General features: G+C 73.7%; 11 protein-coding genes. 7 read left to right on the top strand and 4 right to left on the bottom strand.

The genetic code is table 11. The annotated features are described in order from the left end of the window. Positions 1-120 precede the first annotated feature (120 nt). On the bottom strand, positions 121-3,135 hold the full coding sequence (locus ACFVU3_RS25930) for an FG-GAP-like repeat-containing protein (protein ID WP_390069763.1): 3,015 nt from the start codon (positions 3,133-3,135) through the stop codon (positions 121-123). A gap of 670 nt (positions 3,136-3,805) precedes the next feature. Here ACFVU3_RS25930 and ACFVU3_RS25935 point away from each other — a divergent pair. Then, positions 3,806-5,026 carry a metallophosphoesterase gene (locus tag ACFVU3_RS25935; RefSeq protein WP_390069765.1) on the top strand — a complete coding sequence of 407 codons (1,221 nt, stop codon included), beginning with the start codon at positions 3,806-3,808 and terminating at the stop codon, positions 5,024-5,026. A gap of 290 nt (positions 5,027-5,316) precedes the next feature. Continuing rightward, positions 5,317-6,012 carry a DUF4232 domain-containing protein gene (locus ACFVU3_RS25940; protein WP_390069767.1) on the top strand — a complete coding sequence of 232 codons (696 nt, stop codon included), beginning with the start codon at positions 5,317-5,319 and terminating at the stop codon, positions 6,010-6,012. Positions 6,013-6,084: 72 nt separating this feature from the next. On the opposite strand, the gene ACFVU3_RS25945 is transcribed toward ACFVU3_RS25940, so the two are convergent. Then, positions 6,085-6,507, bottom strand: coding sequence for a YjbQ family protein (locus ACFVU3_RS25945; protein WP_390069769.1), 423 nt, complete (start codon positions 6,505-6,507; stop codon positions 6,085-6,087). Positions 6,508-6,818: 311 nt separating this feature from the next. On the opposite strand from ACFVU3_RS25945, the gene ACFVU3_RS25950 reads away from it, so the two are divergent. The 5 genes from ACFVU3_RS25950 (at position 6,819) to ACFVU3_RS25970 (ending at position 11,988) form a co-directional block, all read left to right on the top strand. Further along, positions 6,819-7,688 carry an ABC transporter permease gene (locus ACFVU3_RS25950; RefSeq protein ID WP_390069771.1) on the top strand — a complete coding sequence of 290 codons (870 nt, stop codon included), beginning with the start codon at positions 6,819-6,821 and terminating at the stop codon, positions 7,686-7,688. Beyond that, positions 7,661-8,527 carry an ABC transporter ATP-binding protein gene (locus ACFVU3_RS25955; RefSeq protein WP_390069773.1) on the top strand — a complete coding sequence of 289 codons (867 nt, stop codon included), beginning with the start codon at positions 7,661-7,663 and terminating at the stop codon, positions 8,525-8,527. Before ACFVU3_RS25950 ends, ACFVU3_RS25955 begins: the two co-directional genes overlap by 28 nt. 9 nt (positions 8,528-8,536) lie before the next feature. Beyond that, positions 8,537-9,574, top strand: coding sequence for an ABC transporter substrate-binding protein (locus tag ACFVU3_RS25960; protein WP_390069775.1), 1,038 nt, complete (start codon positions 8,537-8,539; stop codon positions 9,572-9,574). Positions 9,575-9,577: 3 nt separating this feature from the next. After that, complete coding sequence (locus tag ACFVU3_RS25965; RefSeq protein ID WP_390069777.1) at positions 9,578-10,753, top strand: LLM class flavin-dependent oxidoreductase; 1,176 nt, start codon at positions 9,578-9,580, stop codon at positions 10,751-10,753. 122 nt (positions 10,754-10,875) lie between these two features. Beyond that, a complete protein-coding gene (locus tag ACFVU3_RS25970) occupies positions 10,876-11,988 on the top strand; it encodes an NAD(P)-binding domain-containing protein (protein ID WP_390069779.1) in 1,113 nt (370 codons plus the stop codon). Here the strand turns inward: ACFVU3_RS25970 and ACFVU3_RS25975 are convergent. Both ACFVU3_RS25975 and ACFVU3_RS25980 read right to left on the bottom strand, forming a co-directional pair. Then, positions 11,978-12,367, bottom strand: a complete 390-nt coding sequence (locus tag ACFVU3_RS25975) for a hypothetical protein (RefSeq protein ID WP_390069781.1) — start codon at positions 12,365-12,367, stop codon at positions 11,978-11,980. The two genes, ACFVU3_RS25970 and ACFVU3_RS25975, sit on opposite strands and share 11 nt — an antisense overlap. A gap of 457 nt (positions 12,368-12,824) precedes the next feature. Then, on the bottom strand, positions 12,825-14,660 hold the full coding sequence (locus ACFVU3_RS25980; RefSeq protein WP_390069783.1) for an ABC transporter ATP-binding protein: 1,836 nt from the start codon (positions 14,658-14,660) through the stop codon (positions 12,825-12,827). Positions 14,661-14,670 lie beyond the last annotated feature (10 nt).

Below are 14,670 nucleotides of genomic sequence, written 5' to 3' on the forward strand. Positions count from 1 at the left end.
GGTTTCGTCGGGGACCTTCAGGGTATCCTCACGCAGGTCCGGCGGTGGGGGTCGTCACGGGCGGCGCCCCCCCCCCGGCCGCTGCGGCCGGGGGCGGAGCGCGTCTCCGGGGCGGATCCGTCAGATGTGGATCTGGGCGGCCGTCCAGCCGGCGGAGCCGGTGGCGATGACGCCCTGGTCGGCCCAGCCGTTCCGGTTGAGGTACGCACGGAGGCTGCCGTTGGCGCCGACGATCACGTAGTCGGCGCGGCCGTCGGCGTCGAGGTCGGTCATCCGGACCTGCGGGCCCGTCCAGGAGGACGAACCGGTGGCGACGGTGCCCTGGTCGGACCAGCCGCCGTGGCCGTCGCCGCCCTTGTTCAGCAGCACCCGGGCGCTGCCGTTGTCGCCGATCACCAGGTAGTCGGCCCTGCGGTCCCCGTCGTAGTCGGAGAAGCGGACCTGGGAGTCGGTCCAGCCCGCCGAGCCCGCGGCGATGAAGCCGAGGTCCTCCCACTTCACGGTCGTTCCGGTGCCCGCGTTGCGGTAGGCGTGGACGCTGCCGTTGGCACCGACCACGAGGTAGTCGCCGCGGCCGTCCCCGTCGATGTCGGCGAAGCGCACCTGACCGCCGGTCCAGGCGGCCGAACCGGTGGCGATGGAGCCGATGTTGGACCAGGAGATCGAGCCGTTCGCGCCCGCGCGGTTCAGCAGCGCCTGGGTGCTGCCGTTGGCGCCGACGACGAGGTAGTCGCTGCGGCCGTCCCCGTCCATGTCGGCGAAGCGGACCTGGTTGCCGGTCCACGAGGACGAGCCGGTCGCGACGGACCCGAGGTCGGTCCAGGCGATCGCCCCGTTCGCGCCCGCCTTGTTGAGGAAGGCGCGGGTGCTGCCGTTGGGACCGACGACCAGGTAGTCGGCGCGGCCGTCCCCGTCGAGGTCGACGTCGGAGTCGGCGACGGTGGTCGCCTCGGGCAGGGCGGGCTTGACGACGACGTTCTCGACGATCCAGCCCTTGCCCGCGGCCCGGGCGACGGCGTCGTGGAACGCCGTCGCGATCTTGGCGTAGCCGGCGTTGTTCGGGTGCAGGCCGTCGCTCAGGTCGGCCGTGGTCACGGCCGAGGTGTCGGCCAGCTCGACGTGCGCGCCCTGGGCCTGGTAGTCCGACACCAGGGCGCGGACGGCGTTGTTGTAGGTGACGACCCGGGCCTGCGCGGCGCCGTCGGCGTTCGGGACGATGGTGGCGACGACCACGGTGATCCCCGGGGCCGAGGCGCGGATCCGGTCGACGAGGGCCTTCAGCCGGGCCGGCGCGTTCGCCACGTCGACGTTCTTGTTGATGTCGTTGGTGCCGATCTTCAGCGTCACCACGTTGGGCCGGGCCCGGTACAGCCATGACCCGACGTTGTCGTGGATCCCGCCGATGAACCAGCCGGAGTGGCCCTCGTGGTCGGTGTCCGGCAGGGTGCCGCCGCTCAGCGAGCCCACGAAGTCGACGGTGTTCCCGTGGCCCTGGAGCTTGTTCCACAGGTCCGGCCGGTAGCCGTCCCGGGTGCTGCTCCCGACGCCCAGGGTGATCGAGTCGCCCAGCGGCATGACGGCCAGCCGCGGGACCTTCCACTGCGGGTCGCCCGGCACCGGGGTCGGCAGCGGGGTCGGGCCGGGCGGCGGCGCGGGGGCCGGGCCGGAGACGGGCTCGCCGCGGTAGGTGTAGCCGTTGAGGGCGGTGACGGCCGCCATGGGGTTTCCGTCGCGGTACTGGTCGACGGCGAGGAAGTTGGGCTTCTTGCGGGCGGCCGGCATGCAGAACCGCTCCGCCCGGTTCTGCAGCTTCTCGTTGTCGTTCTTGTACGTCGGGTCCATCGCCACGTCACGGAAGTGGTTCATGACGAACAGGGGCCGGAACCTCGTCGGCTCCCCGGTGACCCCGGTGGCGTACCCCTGGGTGCTCAGCGGGACGTTGTCCCAGCGGGTCCGGCAGGTCCAGTCGGAGGAGCCGAGGCCGGGGCCCATGGACCAGTAGTTCTCGACCGTCCACTCGTCGTCGTTCATGATGCCCAGCGACTCCTTGTCGCCTCCCTGGCTGAACATCACCAGCCGGTTGTTGCGGGCGATCATGTCCTGGACCCTGGGCCAGCCGTTCTCCTTCACCTTCCACTCGCGCGGGTCGAAGACCAGGTCCGAGAGGGTTCCGGCGGTGGTGACGGCGCCCTCGGCGTTCCGCACGCCGAGCAGGCCGCCGAGCGCCGCGCGCAGCTGGTCCCCGGAGACGTGGTCCTCCATGAAGATCGTCACGATCTCGCCGGGACGGCTCCGCAGGAACGACCCGATCTCGCCCATCGGGACCGTCATGGCCTGCCGGGTCGCGGTCGAGCAGTCGGGCTTGTGGCAGAGGACGATCCGGCCCTCCTGGTCGTAGACGTCGACCATCAGGCCCCGGACGCCGTCGTTCAGCTGGGTCTGGATGCTGTGCGGCTGGTTGGGCGCGATGATGTGCCCGGCGTCCTGCTCGGTGTTGCTCATGGAGTTGTGCGTGGTCAGGTACGTCATCTGGTCGAAGGTCCGCTCCGAGGCCGCCGGCATCGGGCTCCGTACCGGATCGGCCGGGGTGAGGTACCAGACGGTGTCGGTGGTGGCGCTGCCCGTGATCGTGACGTCCTGGTGGATGTTGCCGGGGTTCACCGTCAGGCGCCGGCCGTCCGAGGGGCGGTGGATCAGGTAGCGGTCGCCGCCGACGGGCGACAGCGACCACTCGGTGTCGGCGCCGCCGCAGCCCAGCAGCCGGACGAAGTCGCCGTCGCGGCCCGCGCAGGCCCCGCCGCCGGCGAGGGCGATCTCGTACGCGCCGTTGGCGAGCCCCCGGAACTCCCACTGCTGGTTGTCCTCGTCGCCCTTCGGGGGACGGGTGGTCAGCGGGTCGTCGAGCGGGACCTCGATGGGGTAGACCGCGGACCCGGAGAGGTTGTTGCCGTTGACGATGCTCTGCACGTAGTAGCGCACCGCCGGGGTGGGCGCGGCCGAGGCGGGTGCCGCGTCCACGACGACGATGAAGACGCTCAGCGCGCCGATGGCCAGGACGCCGGCGAGGAGCCGGGCGATCCGGTCACGGAACCCGGCCCCTCTGCTCGTTCGTCGTGCGGCGGAGGTTGTTCGCAAGGTGCATCCTTCCCGGAGGGGGACTCGTGGGGCGGAGCGGGCCGGGCCGAGGGAGGTGCGGGCCGGCGACCGGGAACCCTCCCCCGGCGGACCTGCTCCCGCCCGTGCGGAGGGCGCGCCCGCCGCACGGGCCCGGGACGCGGCTCCGCGGCCGTGGAGCACCGGCCTCGGCCGCGCTCGCCGGGCCGGGACCGCGACCTGGGCCGTCACCCTCGGCGCACCCCTCGGCCTCCCCGTCTCCCCGTCTCCCCGTCTCCCCGTCAAGCGTTCGGTCGTTGCCGAGCACAGACTCCGCGCCGGCACTGCCGTACCGCTTACGTGTCGCTAACGCCCCGGGAGCGGGCCGTCCGCGGGCCCGGAGCCTGTCACGGGCGCGGGTCCGGGCCCGGGGGGCGACCGGTTCCGCGACGGCGGACAATGGGCTGTCCAAGAGAGTCCGGCAGCCGAGGCCGGAGCGGGAGCGGGGAGCGGGGAGCGGTGCGGACGGCGGATCCGGGACGCGGATCGGGCCGTGGACCCGAGCCGTGGACCCGGGCCGGGGCCGCGGGTGGGTGGTCGGTACGACCACGGTGCCGCGGCCACCACCCGGCTCCGCCCCGTACCGCCACGTCCTGCTCGTCCCGTCCCGTCACGGGCACGATCCGCCGGACAGCACCTCAGGAGGGGAAGCGTGACCGAGACCGGCAACACCCGATCCGCCGCCAGTGAGACACACGGGGAACCACGGAGCCGGCTGCGGCGCCTGATGCGCTTCGTCCCCCTGGTCGCCCCCGTCCTCCTGTGGGCCGTGCCGTGCTGGGTGCTCCTGCACACCGGCCAGCACTGGCCGCTCCCCGTCACGCTGCTCGGCACGGCCCTGTCCGTCCTCGGCCTGGTCGGCATGCCGCTCGCGATGGCGCGGGGTCACGGCCGGCGCCAGCAGGACCGGGCGGCGATCGTCGGGGACACGCTGCTGGGCGCCGTCTGGGTCCTGTTCACCTGGTCCGTCCTGCTCGGCGTCCTGCTGCGGCCCGCCCTGTCCGTCGCCGGCGTCGGCGACGGACAGGAACGGGCGCGCATCGTCACCTGGGCCGTCCTCGGCGTCGCCGCCGTGCTGCTCGCCTGGGGGTACACCGAGGCCCGGCGCGTGCCGCGCGTGCGCCGGCTCGACGTGGAACTCCCGCGTCTGGGGGCCGGGTTGGACGGCACCCGCGTCGCCCTGATCACCGACACCCACTACGGTCCGCTCGACCGCGCCCGCTGGTCGGCCCGGGTCTGCGAGACGGTGAACACCCTGGACGCCGACCTGGTCTGCCACACCGGCGACATCGCGGACGGCACGGCCGAACGCCGCCGCGCCCAGGCCGCGCCCCTGGGCACCGTGCGGGCGACCCGCGCCCGGGTCTACGTCACCGGGAACCACGAGTACTACAGCGAGGCCCAGGGCTGGGTCGACCTGATGGACGAACTGGGCTGGGAGCCGCTGCGCAACCGCCACCTGCTGCTCGAACGCGGCGGCGACACCCTCGTGGTCGCCGGCGTCGACGACGTCACCGCCGAGTCCTCCGGGCTCGCGGGCCACCGCGCCCACCTCGACGGCGCCCTCGACGGCGCCGACCCCGGCCTGCCGGTCCTGCTCCTCGCCCATCAGCCCGCGTTCGTCGACCGCGCGGCGGCCCACGGCGTCGACCTCCAGCTCTCCGGCCACACCCACGGCGGCCAGATCTGGCCGTTCCACTACCTGGTCCGCCTCGACCAGCCGACCGTCGCCGGCCTCAGCCGCCACGGCTCGCGCACCCTCCTCTACACCAGCCGCGGCACCGGTTTCTGGGGCCCGCCCTTCCGCGTCTTCGCCCCCAGCGAGATCACCCTCCTCGTCCTCCGCTCGCCCGGCCGCACCACGTCGCCGTAGCGGCGCGCGGCGGCCGGGGGCGCCGCCGGCCCCGACGGCGGCGCCCCTCCGGCCGGGCGCGTCCGGGAACGGCGGTGCCTGAGACGGCTCCGCCACGACGCGAAGGAGGGCGGCCCGCCCCGCCCGGCCCGCCCGGCCCGCCGGCCCCGGGTTCGCCGGCCTTCGGCGGTGCCCCTGGGACGAACCGTGGTGGATTCGGCGAGACGCCGTCACCGAACCGTGAAACCCGGGCGCGAACCTGAATCCCGTCACAGCGCAGCCGGTGCGCTGTCGTCGGGGGGAGTACCGCCATGAGTGCCGTCGTCCGCAGAGCCGCCGCCGTCCTCGTCTCCGTCTCCGCGCTGGCCCTGACCGCCTGCGGTCCCTCCGAGGACGCCGCCGCGGACCGACCCGCGACGCCGACCGCGCCCCCGTCCGCCTCCGCGACCCCGGCGACACCGGTCTCGCCGACGACGCCCCCGTCACCGACCGCCCCCGCCGAGCCTCCGGTGTCCACCCCGCCGGCCGCGCCGACGAAGCCCGTCACGCCGACGGCGCCCCCCGCACCCCCCTCGCCGACGGCCGACCCGGACCACGCCGTCTTCCCGTGCGGCACCCACGACGTGACGTTCACCGCGAGCCTGGCCGAGCCCACCACCAGCAGCTACCTGCTGAAGATCACCAACAGGACCGCCAAGCCGTGCCGGGTGCTCGGCCACCCCGTCGTGACCTTCGGCGACCTGGACGGACACGCGACGGAACGCGGCACGGCCCCCGGCATCGAGGAGGCCATCCGTCTCGCCCCGGGCCGATCCGCCTACGCGGGGCTCATGGGCGGTCCCAAGGGCCCCGGGAGCCGGACGGTCTCCTCGATCGCGATGACCATGACCACCGACTCCGACCTGGAGCAGACCCCGCTCACGGCCGCCACGCCCGGCCTGAACGTGTCCCCCGGAAACTCCGTCACCCCGTGGACCGACAACCCCGAGGACGCCCTCAGCCTGTGACGATCCGCCAGGAGGCGTCGGGCGGCCGCCCCCGACGCACCCGGTGAGCGCGAGCGCACCCGCCGCCCCCGGTCACCCCAGGAAGCTGAGCCGCACCTGCCGCTCCGGGTTGTCGACGTTCGTGTCGACCAGGCAGACCGACTGCCAGGTGCCCAGGGAGAGGCGGCCCGCCACGACGGGAAGGGTCGCGTGGGGCGGGAGGAAGGCGGGGAGGACGTGGTCGCGGCCGTGGCCGGGGGTGCCGTGGCGGTGCTGCCAGCGGTCGTCGGCGGGGAGCAGGTGGTGGAGGGTGGAGAGGAGGTCGCTGTCGCTGCCGGCGCCGGTCTCCAGGACGGCGAGGCCGGCGGTGGCGTGGGGGACGAAGAGGTTGAGGAGGCCGTCACGGCCCGTGGCCGTCTCCGTCAGGAAGTCCTCGCAGACCTTGGTGAGGTCGGTGACCGTCTCGCTGGCGCCGGTGGTGAGGCCGATGACGCGGGTGGTGAAAGAGTGTGACATGGGGTCATCCTGCCGTCCGAGGCGCAGGATCGCCCGTCCACGCTCCGAGACACCGTTGACCGTGTCGGCCGCGGGTCGCTACGTTCGCGCCATGTTGCGTACAGCCCTGCTCACCACGCGCGGTCACATCGACCTGCTGCGGGTGGCCTCCGCCACCTGTTCCCGCGGCTGCTGACGCCTTCTTCCCTCTGGTCCGCCCGTCGGGCCGGGTCCCCTTCCTGACGCTCTGATCCTCTCGCCGTACGCGTGTGCCTTCCGCGTGCGGTGACGTCGACGCGTACCCCTCTTCCCCCTCCCACCGGAGTTCCGTCATGGCCGTCGGTCACGCGCCCCCACCCCCCGCATCCCTTCTGCCGGATATATCGCTTATTCCGGATGTCGAATCGCTCACCCCCACCCGCCGCCCCGGGCGCCGGACCACCGTGCCGCGCTGGCTGCGGCGGGCCGTCGGGCCCGTGCTGCTCCTGCTGCTGTGGCAGGTGTCGAGCGCCACCGGGGTGCTCGCCCCCGAGGTGCTCGCCTCGCCCGGGACGATCGCGCGGTCCGCCGCCGGCCTGGTCGCCGACGGCACCCTGCCGACCGCGATGGGGGTCTCGCTCCAGCGGGTGGCGGCCGGACTGCTGATCGGCGGGGCCGTGGGCGTCACGCTCGCCCTGCTGTCCGGACTCTCCCGGCTCGGTGAGGACCTCGTCGACGCGACGGTGCAGATGCTGCGCACCGTCCCCTGGGTGGGACTGATCCCGCTGCTGATCATCTGGCTGGGCATCGGCGAGGCGCCGAAGGTCGCCCTGATCGCGCTGGGGACCGCCTTCCACCTCTATCTGAACGTGTATGCCGGGATCCGCGGCGTCGATGCCCAACTCGTCGAGGCGGGGCAGTCGTTGGGGCTCGGGCGGTGGGGGCTCGTGCGGCACGTGGTGCTGCCCGGCGCGCTCCCGGGCGCGATGACCGGGCTGCGGTACGCGCTCGCCACCGCGTGGCTCGCCCTCGTCTTCGGCGAGTCCATCAACGCCGACGCCGGGATCGGCTTCCTGATGAACCAGGCGCGGGAGTTCTTCCGCACCGACGTGATCGTCGTCTGCCTCGTCGTCTACGCCTTCCTCGGCCTGCTCGCCGACGCCGTCGTCCGCACTCTCGAAAGGCTGCTGCTGCAATGGCGACCGACCTTCACCGGACAGTGACCGTCCGAGGGCTCACCCGTTCCTTCGACGGCCGTCCGGTCGTCGACGGGCTCGATCTCACCCTGGAACCGGGGCAGTTCACCGCGCTGCTCGGGCACAGCGGCTGCGGCAAGTCCACCCTGCTGCGGGTGCTCGCCGGGCTCGACCGGGAGATCTCCGGCACCGTGCTCGTGCCGCGCCGCCGCGCGGTCGCCTTCCAGGCCCCTCGGCTGATGCCGTGGAAGCGGGTCTGGCGCAATGTGCTCCTCGGCCTGCCCGGCCGTCCCGACCGGGCCGTGGCCGACCGCGCCCTGGAGGAGGTCGGGCTCGGCCACCGGGCGAACGTCTGGCCCAAGACCCTCTCCGGCGGTGAGGCCCAACGCGCCTCTCTGGCACGGGCGTTGGTACGCGACCCGGACCTGCTGCTGCTCGACGAGCCGTTCGGCGCGCTCGACGCGCTGACCCGGATCAAGGCCCAGCGGCTCGTCGCCGAACTCTGGCGCCGGCGCGGCTGCACCGTGCTCCTGGTCACCCACGACGTGGACGAGGCGCTGCTCCTCGCGGACCGGGCACTGGTGATGCGCGACGGCGTCATCGCGTACGACACCCCGGTCGCGCTCGACCGGCCCCGCTCCCCCGCCGACCCCGCCTTCGCCGCCCTCCGCGGCCGCCTCCTCGCCGAACTCGGCGTCGAGGAGGGCCACGACGCCGGGGACGCCGAGGACGGAAAGGGCCGGGAGGCCGGGCCGCCGGAGTCCCGCGCCCCGGCCCCCGACCCTGCCCCCGACCCGGCCGCCGTCCCCGAGTCCGCCCCCGCCTCCTCCCCCACCCGCGTTCCCGCCGCGGCCACCCACCCCTAGGAGTCCCCTGTGAAGTCCCTCCGACGCACCCTCTCCGCCGCGCTGCTCCTGCCGCTCGCGCTGCTCGCCGCGACCGCCTGCACGCCCGCCTCCGGCGCCGACGCCGGCGGGAGCACCGACGGCAAGGGCGATCTCGTCCTGAACGTCGGCGACCAGAAGGGCGGCGCCGAGGCCGTCCTGCGCGCCGCCGGGGAGCTCGACGATCTGCCGTACCGGGTGAAATGGTCCACGTTCACCTCCGGGCCACCCCTCCTCGAAGCCATCAACGCGGGCGCCGTCGACATCGGCGGCGTCGGCAACACCCCACCGGTCTTCGCCGCCGGCGCCGGCTCGAAGATCACCGTGATCGCCGCGACCCACGGCGACTCGGCGGGCGAGGCCATCCTCGTGCCGAAGGACTCGCCGCTCCGGTCGGCCCGTGACCTGAAGGGGAGGAAGGTCGCGGTGGCGCAGGGCAGTTCGGCGCACTTCCAGCTGATCGGCTCGCTGGAGAAGGCCGGGCTGACGCTGAAGGACGTCCAGGTCACCCTCTTGCAGCCGGCCGACGCGCTCGCCGCCTTCACCAGCGGCAAGGTCGACGCGTGGGCGGTCTGGGACCCGTACACCTCCCAGGTGCTGCACAGCGGTTCGGGCCGGGTCCTCACCGACGGGCGGGGCCTCGTCAACGGCCTCGGTTTCCAGGTCGCCGCGCCGGCCGCGCTCGCGGACGCCGAGAAGTCGAAGGCCGTCGGCGACTTCGTCGAGCGGCTGCGGCGCGCCCAGGGCTGGGTGTTCGCGCACCCGGAGGAGTGGGCGAAGGTCTGGGCGAAGGAGACGGGGCTGCCGTACGAGGTGGCGCTCGCCGCCGTGAAGCGCAGCAATGGCACCCGCATCCCGGTCGCCCTCGACGAGGCGGCGATCGCCTCCGAGCAGAAGATCGCCGACACGTTCGCCGGGCTCGGCCTCATCCCGAACCGGTTCCGCTTCGCCGACTTCGTGGACAACCGCTTCGACAAGGACCTGCCGCCGTCGACCACCCCGGCGCGCTCCTACGGAAAGGACGACTGACCCATGACGGTCCACCTGCACTGGTTCCTGCCGACCGGCGGCGACGGGCGCACCCTCGTCGACCGGCACGCCTACACCGACGGCGGGATCACCCGGAACCGTTCGGGCGCCGCCGCCGGGGTCCGCGCTCCCGACATCGAGTACCTGGCGCAGATCGCCAAGGCGGCCGAGCGGCTCGGCTTCGAGGCCGTGCTGACGCCGACCGGCACGTGGTGCGAGGACGCCTGGCTGACGACGGTCGCGCTGGCGCAGCACACCGAGCGGCTGAAGTTCCTGGTGGCGTTCCGGCCGGGGGTGATCTCCCCGGTGCTCGCCGCGCAGATGGCGGCGACCTACCAGCGGATCACCCGCGGCCGGCTGCTGCTGAACGTGGTGACCGGCGGGGACTCCGTCGAGCAGCGGCGGTTCGGCGACCACCTGGACCACGACCAGCGGTACGCGCGGACCTCCGAGTTCCTGTCGATCGTGCGGGGTGTGTGGAGCGGACGCCCGTACGACTTCCGGGGCGAGCACTTCCAGGTGGAGGGCGGGCTCACCGCGCTGCCGCCGGACCCGCTGCCGGAGCTCTTCTTCGGCGGCTCGTCCCCGGCGGCCGGTCCCGTCGCCGCCGAGCACGCGGACGTCTACCTCACCTGGGGCGAGCCGCCGTGGCAGGTGAAGGAGAAGATCGACTGGATCCGCCGGCTCGCCGAGGAGCGCGGCCGGACCGTGCGCTTCGGCATCCGGCTGCACACGATCTCGCGCGACACCTCCCGCGAGGCGTGGGCGACGGCCGAGCGGCTGCTGGCCGACCTGGACGCCGGGACGGTCGCGGCGGCGCAGGCGCTGCTCGGCCGCAGCGAGTCGGTGGGCCAGCAGCGGATGCTCGCCCTCCACCGGGGCGGCGCGCTGGACCGGGACCGGCTGGAGATCGCCCCGAACCTGTGGGCGGGCGTGGGGCTCGTCCGGGGCGGGGCCGGTACGGCGCTGGTCGGCAGCCACGCGGACGTGGCCGACCGTGTCGAGGAGTACCACGACCTGGGCGTGGAGCACTTCGTGCTCTCCGGCTACCCGCATCTGGAGGAGGCGTACTGGTTCGGCGAGGGCGTCACCCCGCTGCTCGCGGAGCGCGGCCTGCTGACCACGGTCCCGGCGTCGCCCCTGCTGGCCGGCGTGGCGGGGATCGGGGGCGGACGCTAGTCCCTTCCCTTCGGGCCGGGCCGGGGAGCCCTCCACGCTCCGAAGGCGACGGGCAGAACACCGCCCGGCGGACGGGGGTGGGGTCCGGGAAGATCCCGGGCCCCACCCCCGTTGGTAGAAACGTGAACGATTCTGTGGTCGAAGCAGCGGTCCGGGCGGTGGACGTCATCGTGATCGGCGCCGGGCAGGCGGGGCTCTCCGCCGCCTTCCACCTGCGACGGGTCGGTCTGGAGCCGGACCGGGACTTCGTCGTCCTCGACCACGCGCCGCGCCCCGGCGGGGCCTGGCAGTTCCGCTGGCCCTCGCTGACCTACGGCAAGGTGCACGGGATGCACTCCCTGCCGGGCATGGAGCTGACCGGGGCGGATCCCGCCCGGCCCTCCTCCGAGGTGATCGGCGGCTATTTCGACACGTACGAGCGGACCTTCGGTCTGCGCGTGCACCGGCCCGTGGACGTGGCCGCCGTCCGGGAGGGCGAGGGCGGGAGGCTGCGGGTGGAGACCTCGGAGGGGGTGTACGCGGCCCGTGCGCTGATCAACGCCACCGGCACCTGGGACCGGCCGTTCTGGCCGCGCTACCCCGGCCAGGAGACCTTCCGGGGCGTCCAGCTGCACACCACCCGCTACCCGGGGCCGGAGGCGTTCGCCGGGCGGCGGGTGATCGTGGTGGGCGGCGGCGCGTCGGCCACCCAGCACCTCCTGGAGATCGCCGGCCACGCCGCCGCGACGACCTGGGTCACCCGGCGCGAGCCGGTCTTCCGCGAGGGCCCCTTCGGCGAGGCCGAGGGCCGCGCCGCCGTCGCCCTGGTCGAGGAGCGGGTCCGGCAGGGGCTGCCGCCGCGCAGCGTGGTCTCGGTGACCGGGCTGCCGCTGAACGACGCCATCCGCGCGGGGCTCGCGAACGGCGTCCTGGACCGGCAGCCGATGTTCGAACGGATCACGCCGACCGGGGCCGTCTGGGCGGACGGCCGCACGGTCGAGGCGGACGTGATCCTGTGGGCGACCGGCTTCCGGCCGGTGATCGACCACCTGGCCCCGCTGCGCCTGCGGGGGCCGGGCGGGGGCATCCAGCTGGAGGGGACCCGTGCCGTCCTGGACGAGCGCGTCCACCTGGTGGGTTACGGCCCGTCGGCCTCGACGATCGGTGCCAACCGGGCCGGTCGGGCGGCGGTGAGCGACATCCGCCGTCTCCTCGCCCGCGAGGAGGCGCGGGCAGGCGCGCCGGTCACGGTCTGAGCGAGCCGTCACGCGGCCGCCCCTGCCCGTCCGGGGACCGCAGCCCGGCCCCGGGCCCGTACCGGGACCCCCCGTCCGGTGCGTAGCGGGGCCGGGACCCCTCGTGCGGCGCGTACCGCGTCCCGGCCTCGGGTACGTACCGCGTCCCGCCGTCCGGCGCGCACCTCAGCGCCTCCTCCGGGCAGACGGCGCCGCGGGTGAGGAGGACCTGGGTGAGCACGTCGTGGGCGAGGGCGAAATGCCGCTCGTCCGGATGGGTGGTCAGCCTGATCTCGACCCAGGCGTCGTCGAAGGCCACTCCGGCCACCCGGGCCAGTCGCCTGGCCTGCCAGGAGGTGATGGGGGACCAGATCCAGCGACGCCGTCTGAGCTGCTTCATGCGCTGCCCAACGAGCCGGACGTCGTCGCGATACCGAGCAAATCGGTCGATATCCCGACACCCCACTTCCCGCTCGCCCATCCCTCGCGCGCCTGCCTCCGCCGCTCGTCGAATGCGGCCACGTTCGCCCGGCGGTCCGCGCGGTCGGCGGTGAAGCGGGTGCCCCCGGGGCCACGGCGACGAAGTGAGCCAGGGCGCAGTCGAGCGAGCCCGCACACACGGCGGCGCCGCCGGTTCCCTGGGACGGGGAACCGGCGGCGCCGTGAACTGCGAGCGTCAGACGAGCCAGCCCAGGAAGTGGAGGACGCCGGCGAGCAGATCGGTGATGACGTTCATGGTGGTGCTTCTCCTCGTACAGGTGTTTCGTGGGACAGCGCAGTCGCGGTCTGCAGCCCGTCGCTTGCGCACCGTAATCATCCGACGCCGTACGGGAGTTGGGCAACGAATCCGGAGACGATCACACGTTCGTGGGAACAACCGCTCCCACGTTCGCCTGTTCGTCACGGCGGACCAGGGTGGCGTACGTGCCGTCCACGGCCATCAGTTCCTCGTGCGTGCCGCTCTCGGCGATCCGGCCCGCTTCCAGGACCACGATCCGGTCGGCGTCACGGACGGTGGAGAGGCGGTGGGCGATGGTGATCGTGGTGCGGCCGGCGGAGAGGGCGTCGATGGCCTGCTGGACCGCGCGCTCGGTGCGGGTGTCGAGGGCGCTGGTCGCCTCGTCGAGGATGAGCACCGGCGGGTCGCGCAGGATCGTGCGGGCGATGGCCAGGCGCTGCTTCTCGCCGCCGGAGAAGCGGTAGCCGCGCTCGCCGACCAGGGTGTCGTACCCGTCCGGCAGCGAGGCGATGTGGTCGTGGATCTGGGCGGCCCTGGCGGCGGCCTCGATCTCCTCGCCGGTGGCGTCCGGCTTGGCGAAGCGCAGGTTGTCGGCGACGGAGGCGTGGAAGAGGTACGTCTCCTGGGAGACGACGCCGATCGCGTCCGCGAGGGTGTCGAAGCCGAGGTCGCGGACGTCGACGCCGTCCAGGGTGACGCGCCCCTCGGTCACGTCGTACAGCCGGGGCACGAGGTAGCTGAGCGTCGACTTGCCGGAGCCGGTGGGGCCGACGACGGCGAGGCTTCCGCCGGCGGGCACCGTCAGGTCGATGGAGTCGAGGGTGGGCCGGCCGGCGCGCTCGGGGTCGTAGTGGAAGCGGACCTTCTCGAAGCCGATCTCGCCGCGGACGGCGCCGATGCGGACGGGCTCCTCGGGCTCGGTGATGTCCACCGGGAGGTCGAGGTACTCGAAGATGCGCTGGAAGAGCGCGAGCGAGGTCTGCATCTGGACGCCGGTGGAGAGCAGGCTCACGGTGGGCCGGAAGAGGCCCTGCTGGAGCGAGACGAAGGCGACCAGGGTGCCGAGGGAGATCGCGGCGCCGCCGGCCTGCATGGCGAAGCCGGCCGCCCAGTAGAGCAGGGCGGGCATGGCGGCCATGACGATGCCGATGACGGACATCCGCCAGCGTCCGGCCATGGAGGAGCGCACTTCGAGGTCGACGAGGCGCTCGGACTCCCGCGCGAAGGACTCGGTGAGCGAGTCGGCGCGGCCCATGGTGCGGCCGAGCAGGATGCCGCTGACGGAGAGCGATTCGGTGACGGTCGCCGCCATGGCGGCCATCTGCTTCTGGCGCTGGGTGGTGATCCGCTTCCGCTCGCCGCCGACCCGCCGGCTGATCCAGACGAAGACGGGGAGCAGGAGGAGCGAGAAGAGGGTGAGCCGCCAGTCGAGGGCGAGCATCGCGACCACGGTCGCGACGACCGCGGTGAGGTTGGAGACCAGGGAGGTCGCCGTCGAGGTGACGGTGGCCTGCATGCCGCCGATGTCGTTGGCGATCCGGGACTGGACCTCGCCGGTCCGGGTCCGGGTGAAGAAGGCCAGCGGCATCCGCTGGAGCCGGCCGTAGACGGCGGTGCGCAGGTCGTGCATGACGCGCTGGCCGACCGTGGTCGAGATCAGGGTCTGGAGCACGCCGAAGACGCTGGTCAGCACGGCGGTGGCGATCATGCCCAGGGCGAGCAGGCTGAGCAGCCCGGTGCGCCCCTCGGGGATCGCGGTGTCGAGGATCTCCTTGAGGAGGAACGGGGTGGCGACCGAGACCAGCGAGGCGGCGCCGACCAGGAGGCCGACGAGCGCGAGGCGGGCGCGGTAGGGGCGGAAGAGGCCGAGGATGCGCCGCAGCTGGGCGGGCTCCTTCGGCTGCGCGGGATCGCGCGGCGGTGGCGTCCAGGTGGACTCGTCGTGGGGGCGCATGGGCTCCTTC

This window comes from Streptomyces sp. NPDC058052 (assembly GCF_042885515.1).
Lineage (GTDB): Bacteria > Actinomycetota > Actinomycetes > Streptomycetales > Streptomycetaceae > Streptomyces.